5 protein-coding genes are annotated in these 8,930 nt (G+C 31.1%); all 5 read right to left on the bottom strand.

Annotation, left to right across the window (positions count from 1 at the left end):
- Window positions 1-687: 687 nt before the first annotated feature.
- The 5 genes from FGK85_RS09535 to FGK85_RS09555 all read right to left on the bottom strand — a co-directional run bounded on the left by FGK85_RS09535 (window position 688) and on the right by FGK85_RS09555 (window position 8,387).
- Window positions 688-1,287, bottom strand: a complete 600-nt coding sequence (locus FGK85_RS09535; protein ID WP_138205999.1) for a sigma-70 family RNA polymerase sigma factor — start codon at window positions 1,285-1,287, stop codon at window positions 688-690.
- A 372-nt stretch (window positions 1,288-1,659) separates the two neighbouring features.
- Window positions 1,660-2,193, bottom strand: coding sequence for a TDE2712 family protein (locus FGK85_RS09540; RefSeq protein WP_138206001.1), 534 nt, complete (start codon window positions 2,191-2,193; stop codon window positions 1,660-1,662).
- A gap of 920 nt (window positions 2,194-3,113) precedes the next feature.
- The gene (locus tag FGK85_RS09545; RefSeq protein WP_138206003.1) at window positions 3,114-4,751 is read right to left on the bottom strand and encodes a phosphatidylglycerol lysyltransferase domain-containing protein; all 1,638 of its coding nucleotides are present in this window, start codon (window positions 4,749-4,751) and stop codon (window positions 3,114-3,116) included.
- Window positions 4,752-5,178: 427 nt separating this feature from the next.
- Window positions 5,179-6,399, bottom strand: coding sequence for a NupC/NupG family nucleoside CNT transporter (locus FGK85_RS09550; protein ID WP_138206005.1), 1,221 nt, complete (start codon window positions 6,397-6,399; stop codon window positions 5,179-5,181).
- Between the two features lie 809 nt (window positions 6,400-7,208).
- The gene (locus FGK85_RS09555) at window positions 7,209-8,387 is read right to left on the bottom strand and encodes a phosphopentomutase (RefSeq protein WP_138206007.1); all 1,179 of its coding nucleotides are present in this window, start codon (window positions 8,385-8,387) and stop codon (window positions 7,209-7,211) included.
- Window positions 8,388-8,930: the final 543 nt, after the last annotated feature.

The following is an 8,930-nucleotide window of genomic DNA, read 5'->3' on the forward strand; positions in this document are numbered from 1 at the left end:
TATTTTATATTAATTTATTCATGGAATTATACATTAATTTAGAAATTAAAATATAATTTAGAAACTTTTTTATCAAAAGAATTGTAAAGCTAGAGCTTTAAAAGCATATATTAAAATTAAAAATTTAATGTAGTGTTTTATACTGCAACTTTAAAAAAATTAATGAAAAATAATACTTGGAAGGCAATATCAACATACCAAACCATTTTATCTCTCATTCAATATAAATTTTACAACGGATTTTACAATTTGTAAACCTATGTTAACACCTTGAAATTTTTGTAAATATTTTTTTATTTTTAAATTTAATTCTATAATACTAATTTTTTTTGTATTTAATTTCCTACAACCTTTTCAGTTTGTACATTTTTTTTAACTTCGTTCTGTAATCTTTTTTTTTCTACATTTTCTACTTGAATTATTAGTTATTTTCGACATGGTGCACTACTACATTCTACTTTTATTTCAATTAAAAAAATTTATTTTTTTTATTTTTAATTAAAACTTTTAAAATTAAAACCCTGTGGTAATTAATTGAAATTACTACAGGGTTTTAATTTTTTTGTTGTGTTTATTTAATTGTTACTTAATATTTGTTACTTAATATTTGTTACTTAATATTTATTATTTAATATTTACTGAATTCTCATTCATTTCTATATAGAAAGGGAACTATTTAATTAAAAATTAGTAAATGCTATAGCCTTTCATAAGTTTTCTCATTTTCTTGAACAAATTTACCTTTCTTTTGTAAACCGCACTTTGGGATAGACCTTTGGTTTCTGCGTATTCTTTTAAGGCGCCCTTGGTATTTCTATATATAATTAGCAAAAGCTCTTTTTCTTCTAATGATAATTCTTTTATGGCTCCCTTTAGTGTTTCTAGCTGCTCTTTTTCTAAATAACCCTTTTCAAGATCTATATCCCCTTGAAGCATGTCCTCTAGTGTAAGTCCGTCCTCCACTGGCGTTTCTAAGCTTACGTCGAATCTCTCAATACCCTTCTTCTTTATCTCATAGTAATAGTTATTTCTTATGGCATTGGTCACATAGGTGGTGAAATTTTTTGATTTTTCCAAATCAAACTTTTCCACGGCATGCATTATGGATATATAGCCCATTTGTTTAAGATCTTCTTCATCCATGCCCTTGATGTATACTCCTTTAGCTACCTTACATATAAAACCCTTGAACCTTTCCATGATTTTCTTTAAAGCCTCATTGTCCCCCTGCTGAGCCATAGCTACCAACTGATTTAACTCCATTTCTTTCATTTCCTTATCTCTCATAAATCCTTCCTTCTTTCTTTTTTCAAACCCCTTATTTTTTTCTAATCTTTGGTTGCCATAAAATCACTTTATTTTAGTCTTATGTGTAAAATTTCATTAAGTATATTGATTTTTAAATGTATTGATTTTTAAATGCCTTTATTTTTAAGTGTCTTTATTTTTAAGTGCCTTTGTTTTTAAGTGTCTTTGTTTTGCAAGGATTTAAATATATAATATTTCCCGGGAATATTTGTAATTTGTTAAATCCTGTAACTACATTTTACTCAAACTTAGGTTTGATGTCAAGGGTTTTTTGATAAATTTATACAATTTAGTTAAAAAGAGAAATGAGGAGCAAAGTTCAACTATAAACCTGCTCCCCATATTGCTATATTATTTAGATATTACTTCTTTTAATTTTTCACAAATATATTCTTTAATTTCAACTCCATCTATAAATGTATTGTCATCAAAGTCACTTGGTTTAACTTTGAAGAAGTTTATTATTAAAGAATTGTCTTTTATAATGTAGTCTTCTAAAGATAGTGGTGAAAATCTAACTTCTACCTCTTCATATTTAGAATCTACATCCTTTAATTTTTCTACTAAAGAATCTAAATTTAGTTGTTTAACTGGTTGTACCATAGCTAATGTGTACTCTAAGTCTTCCATTACCCACATGTTATAGTTCCAAAATCTACCTTCTTTTTTTGTCTTTTTAGATAGAAGTTCTTTATTTGTTATAGCGCTTAAAACTTTTCTTACAGACTCTGCATTAAAATCTTCATCGTAAGATGCTGACACACCCTTCATTGCAGCTACATCTGCCATGTACTGTTCTGAAACTCTTTCTTTTTCGCTTGTAGCCTGCCAAAAGTATAGCATTGACTCAACTTCGTCTAAATTTACTTTTATTGTCTTCAACATATTTACCCCTGCCTTCTTTCTAATACTTATAATTTATACTTACAATTTATAATTTTCATACATATTTTATTTTAACACAAAAAAGTATAAATTGTGAAGGAAATGCCGTAAGAAAAATCTGCTTTTAATTCCGTGATAAATGTGAAATTTTGGACTTGAACAATACGCCAAGAACTAAGGAACAATTGACAATGGACAATGGACAATTGACAATTGACAATTGAGAATTAAGAATTAAGTAAGAAGTAAAAGATTAGGTACTAGGTACTGGGTACTAGGTGCTAGGAAAGGAGGATTTTCCGCCGCTTTGCTATGGAAAATCTTTAATTAAATAAATGGTATAGTTGGAAAAGGTATAATTGTTTCATTAAACGAAGTAGTTATAGCTTTTCTTTAAGGGCCTTAAAAATCTTTTATTGGCGATAGCCAGGGGAAATATAGAAATATTAAATATCAAATATCAAATATCAAATAATGAAGGATTTATTAAGATTTATACAATCAACTGCCTTACGGCAAAATAAATTGAATTTTAGTTACTATTTTATATTAATGGTTATCATATAACTTTTCGAAAGGCTTCGCCTAAAAATATTATGAGCCCTTCCTTTTTCTAACTTAAAGATTTTCTGAATAAAATGAAGAAAATCCACATTATTTGATATTTGATATTTGATATTTGATATCTGATATTTATATATTTAGCCTGGCTACCGCCAATAAAAGATTTAATTTAAGCCAAAAGAGATAACATAATTTCACGTTGTGAAATTATGTTATTTATCTTTTTTAAATTCCAAAATTTTTCGTAATGCAATGAAGAAAAATTATCCTTCACTAGCCCACTAGCCCACTAGCACTCTAGCACTCTAATTTTGGCACTCTAGCACTCTAAAAATTCTGACTCCGTCACAATTTTCCTATTCCTTTCCTTTCCCAATATGTCTATTAATGCTCAATGCCAATACTGGCAGTGACATGACCTTTGGGTAAGCCAAAAATCTCGGTGTCCAGTTAGGGTCAAATTTGCCCTTGAAATATCTAAGGCCCTTAAAATTGTACCAGTGGCTACCATAGTTGAATATAAATTTTGCAAATTTTTCTCCAGTGTGACAGTGATCTGATACTCCCACGTTGGCCAGCGGAGCCATGCCTAAGCTGAAGTTTTTATAGCCTTCATCCTTTGCCCAAAGTATTAGGTGTAAAAATAGTAAATCCATAATGCCATTAGGGCTGTCCTTTTTAAATCTCATAAGGTCTATGGATACCGTTTCTTTGTCATCATAATAAGGCAAGGTTGATGCAAAGGCTATTACTTTATTTTCACTATTTCTTATTATGCCTATAGAGGATTTGTCTAGGTATTCCTTTTGGAACCACCCTATGGAGAATTTATCCTCTTTTCTGCCATCCAACCATTGATTGGATATTGCTTGCAGATCCTTTAAAAATTCTTCTGAATATGGTGGGTACACCATTTGGAAGCTGTAGTTTTCTCTTTCAAATTTGTTTTTTGCAGTTCTTAAATTCTGCTTTTTCTTTCCTTTTAAATCGAAGTTTTCTAATGGTACCACTGCTTCTTCTCCCAGCTTATAAAAATGGTATCCATTTTCATGGTATAGTGCTAGTTTATCTCTACCTATTCTGTAGAAGGCTGTGCTTAGGGTAAATCTATTGGCAAAGCCCTGAAATTCTTCAATGGCATCTCCTATATATTTTTCTTCTCCTATAGGGTCTCCCAGTGCCACCAGTGCATCCCCTATTTTTGAGTACTGTATGAGCACTTTGCCATTCATTCCCCAAAATAATGCCTTATCTCCTAAAAACACTAAATGGGTGTTTACATCACCTTTGTTTTCTTTTAGAAATTCTTCTACTTTAATTAATTCTTCCTGGGCTACTTTATTTTTAAGCTTGTCTCTGAAAACTATAATATTTCTTAAAAGTAAAAATGCCCAAGTTATAAGATAGATGAATATTCCTGCAGCTAAAAAGCTTCTTCCTCTTTTAAATAGTGTTTTGCTTATGATGGCATCTGATAAAAAGCTTTCCTGCAAGAAAGGTGCTGCCATCATGTACATTATTATAAATATAAATGATAAAATAATTAAAATTCCGTATTTTCTTTTCCTAAAGGATGCCCATTCTCTGTATAGGTGACCTTTTATTATTGTTAAAATTAAGCCTGTTAAAACTATTAATCCCATTTCAAAATAGTCTACTCCCAACAAAAAGTATACTATTAAATTTAAAATAAGAAATATCTGTGTTATTTTGTAGCTTTTGTGGAGTCTTAAAAATATTTCTACAGATAAGACTATTAGACTAAGGCCTATGAATATGGATAATAGAAATAAAATGCATCCTATTTTAAATTTTTCTACTGCTGGAAACTTGTCCATTAAAATATTCTCTGCACTGAATATGGAGTATAAAATTAGAGAAAATCCCCTTATAAATATCATTATTGAGGTTACAATCACTCCTATGTCCCCAGTGAGCTTAAAGTCTTTGGCTAGTTTCCAAGCCTTTTTTACTTTTGAAAATATTTCTTTCATCTCATCGTCCTCTCATGTTATTTTGTATTATTTAACTTACGCCCCAGCACCTTCAGCACCTTCTCCCGTACCTATAAGTGTTATTCTATATTATTCAACTTACGTACCAGTACCTATCAATGTTATTCTATATTATTTAAATCACCCTATACCATATCCTACCTAAAGACTTCCCCCTTTTATAATATCATATATTACCCGAAAAAATTATTACAAAACTATTGCAAAATAAAAAAAGGGCCTAAGCCCTCTTTTTTTTAAAGATCAAAGTTCAAATATCAAATATCAAATATCAAATATTAATTATTAATTATTAATTATTAATTATTAATTCTTAATTAATTGTCCATTGTCCATTGTCCATTGTCAATTATCACTTAACTGTCCACTGTCCATTGTCAATTATCATTTTTCACTTTCCCTTAACCTAAAATAACAATCCCGCAATGGTTGCTGTCATAAATGTTGTTACGCATCCGCCTATCAATGCTCTTATTCCAAGTTTAGCTATGTCAGAACGTCTTTCTGGTGCAAGACCACCAATTCCGCCTATTTGAACAGCTATGGAGCTTATGTTTGCAAATCCGCAAAGGGCATAAGTTAGGATCATTATTGTCTTTGGTTGTAATGCTCCTGCTTTTATCAGTGGTGCTAGGTTTGCATAAGCAACAAATTCATTTAATACAAGCTTTGTTCCTATTAAGTTACCTGCATTTAATATGTCTTGAGATGGTACACCCATTAAAAATGCTAATGGTGCAAATAATCTTCCAAGTAACCATCCAAGGTTTATATATGGAGCTCCAAGCATTGCCGCCACCCAAGATATTGCTGAGTTTACAAGGGCTATTAATGCTACGAAAGCTAAAAGCATTGCTGCTACGTTTAGTGCAAGAGATAATCCTTCGCTTGCTCCTGTAGCTGCTGCATCTATTACGTTTGAGCTAGTGTTTTCTAATTCTATTTGAATTTTTCCTTTTGTTACTGGCTCTTCTACTTCTGGACATATTATTTTTGAAACTACTAGTCCTGCTGGTGCTGCCATCATGCTGGCTGCCATTAAGTGTCCTGCGCTAACTCCCATGGCAACGTATCCTGCCATAACTCCGCCTGCTACTGTACACATGCCTCCTACCATTATGGATAGAAGCTCTGATTTTGTCATGGTTTTTACAAAAGGCTTTATAACAAGTGGCGCTTCTGTTTGACCAACAAATATGTTAGCCACAGCTGATAATGTTTCAGCTCCACTAGTTCCAAGAAGTTTAACTATTCCTTTTGCTAGTACTGATATTAATTTTTGCATTATTCCAAGGTAATATAATACGCTCATTAAAGCTGAGAAGAATATTATTGTTGGAAGCACTTGAAGTGCAAATACGTATCCCACCTTGTTTGTGTCCATAAGTCCGCCAAATAAGAAGGTTGTTCCTTCCTTAGTGAAGTCTAGAAGCTTTGTAATAAGTCCACTTACAACTTCAAAAGCTGCTCTTCCTGGAGGAAATTTTAATATTAATAACGCAAATATGAATTGAAGTGTTATACCTGTAGCAACCAATCTCCAGTTTATCTTCTTTTTATTGTTGGAAATAAGGTAACAAACAGCTAGAAGTACAATTAAACCTATAATACCTATAAATCTGTTCACTTTTTTATTCTCCTTTTTTTATAATTTATTTTTATTTTGCCTTATTTTTTTTATTTTTAAATTTAAATTTTGTTTTCATTTGGGCTTTAATTCAGATGTTTGTTTAAACTGATATTGTTATACCTACATTGTGGTTAATCTTTTGTTTGTTGAATTTGTCTAATCTTTTGTTTATTAGTATTTTTATTTATTGTTAATTTTTTTGTTTTATACTTTATCTTTTGTTTTTCTACATTTTTTATGCTATTGTTAAATTTTTTGAATATTTATTTAATTACATTAAATTATTTTCCGTATTTTGCCCAATAATTAACCACTCACAAGTCCGTTGTCGTATTTAAGCGAATTTAGAGTGGCTAACTATACAATTCTACAATATATAATTTTCAACTGTTGATAAAAATTCTAACAATATTTTAATATTCCTATTTATTACTAACCTTTTTCACCAGTGCTACCCCACTGATCATCTCTTAACTCTTAATTCTTAATTATTAATTCTTAATTATTAATTCTTAATTCTTAATTCTTAATTCTTAATTCCTAATTCTTAATTCCTAATTCTTAATTCCTAATTCTTAATTCCTAATTCTTAATTCTTAATTCCTAATTCTTAATTCTTAATTATTAATTATTAATTCTTAATTATTAATTCTTAATTTCTAATTCCTAATTCCTAATTATTAATTATTAATTCCTAATTATTAATTCCTAATTCTTAATTCTTAATTCTTAATCGTTCACTGTCAATTGTCCATTGTCCATTGTCAACTGTCCACTGTCAACTGTCCATTCTCCACCGTCTCTTCTTACCTCTCACTTATCATTTCTAAAAAGCTTTCCCCATTCCTTATAGCTTCCACATTAAATATATCCGCTACCGTTTGACCCATGTCAGAGAAAGTTTTTCTTGTTTTTAGGTCCACGCCTTGAGAAAGCGCTTTACCATAAGCTAAAAATGGAACGTATTCTCTTGTGTGGTCTGTGCCTTCTGTAGTTGGATCGCAGCCGTGGTCTGCTGTTATGAATAGTACGTCGTCATCTTTCATTTCAGCCATTATTTCTGCTAATCTTACGTCAAAGGCTTCTAGTCCTCTTCCATATTCCTCTACATTATTTCTGTGTCCCCACTTCATGTCGAAATCTACAAGGTTTGTGAATATAAGTCCTTTTTTGTTTGCTCTCATGTATTCTAAAGTCTTGTCAACTCCATCCATGTTGTCCGTGGTGTGCACTGCTTCTGTGATTCCAGCGCCTTGGAATATGTCCTCTATTTTACCTACTGCCATAACATTTAGGCCTGCACTCTTTAAGTTGTCTAAAACTGTTGCATGTATTGGTTTTAATGAAAAGTCTCTTCTGTTTGGAGTTCTTGTGAAGTTTCCTGCTGTCTTTCCTACAAAAGGTCTTGCTATAACTCTAGCTACAGCATGCTGTCCTACTAGCATATCTCTAGCTATTTGACACATTTTGTATAATTCTTCCACTGAGTAAACATCTTCATTAGCAGCTATTTGGAATACACTGTCTGCTGAAGTGTAAACTATTGGATATCCTGTCTTTATGTGTTCTTCACCAAGTTCATCTAAAATAGCTGTACCTGATGCTGGTTTATTACCAAGGGTTTTTGTTCCTATAGCTTTTTCAAAAGCATCTATTATTTCCTTTGGAAATCCTTGTGGATATGTTGGGAATGCCTTGTCTAGCTGTATTCCTGCCATCTCCCAGTGTCCTGTGGTGGTATCCTTTCCATCAGAGGCTTCAGCAAATCTTCCATAGCATCCTACAGGATTATCCACTTTATTTATATTTTTCATTCCTTCTATATTACCAAGTCCTAATTTCTCCATGTTAGGAAGCTTTAATCCTCCCAATCTAGAAGATACGTTCCCTATGGTATTGGCTCCCACATCACCATATTTTGATGCATCTGGCATTTCACCCATACCTACGCTGTCTAGTACTATCCATACAACTCTATTAATCATATTTTCTACCGTTACGTAAACTTTATGTTTACTTCCTTTTTCAACGTGTGCGATTTTGTATTTCCAAAGGGTATACTACTTTTGTTTGGATATACTACTTTCGTTTGGTCCCACACTCCAAAGGCTTAAATTCGGATGTAACTCACCCTACCTATTAACACTATCCTTTGTGTGTTCAGTGTTAATTTAACGGTTTTTCAACTCCCTTCACATTTTATTTGACCATTTAATTCCTTTTGCAATCCGCAATTGTAAACTCGTCCACCACTTGCTCACGCTGAAGCCATGGACTCTTAGTTAAATTTTACAGTATAAATTTAATTTTATATTTCCAATTACAACTTTATTTTGCTTTTTTAAAAAGGTTTTTATTAATTTTATCATACTTTTACGTACTTCTGTGAAGTTTTGTTAATTATTACTATTTACCTTTTGAAAAAGATTTATACCTTTTCGATATTACTTTTATTTAATAATAGGTAAATTTGAATTTTTAAAATATAAATTTTATTTAATTACAGATAATTTTACATTACATAAAAT

It is taken from the genome of Haloimpatiens lingqiaonensis, from assembly GCF_901447495.1.
Classification (GTDB): Bacteria; Bacillota; Clostridia; order Clostridiales; family Clostridiaceae; genus Haloimpatiens; species Haloimpatiens lingqiaonensis.

Excerpts from the sequence above, each read along its gene's own strand:
- FGK85_RS09535 (WP_138205999.1), bottom strand. The coding sequence starts at position 1,287 with ATGAGAGATAAGGAAATGAAAGAAATGGAGTTAAATCAGTTGGTAGCT.
- FGK85_RS09540 (WP_138206001.1), bottom strand. The coding sequence starts at position 2,193 with ATGTTGAAGACAATAAAAGTAAATTTAGACGAAGTTGAGTCAATGCTA.
- FGK85_RS09545 (WP_138206003.1), bottom strand. The coding sequence starts at position 4,751 with ATGAAAGAAATATTTTCAAAAGTAAAAAAGGCTTGGAAACTAGCCAAA.
- FGK85_RS09555 (WP_138206007.1), bottom strand. The coding sequence starts at position 8,387 with ATGATTAATAGAGTTGTATGGATAGTACTAGACAGCGTAGGTATGGGT.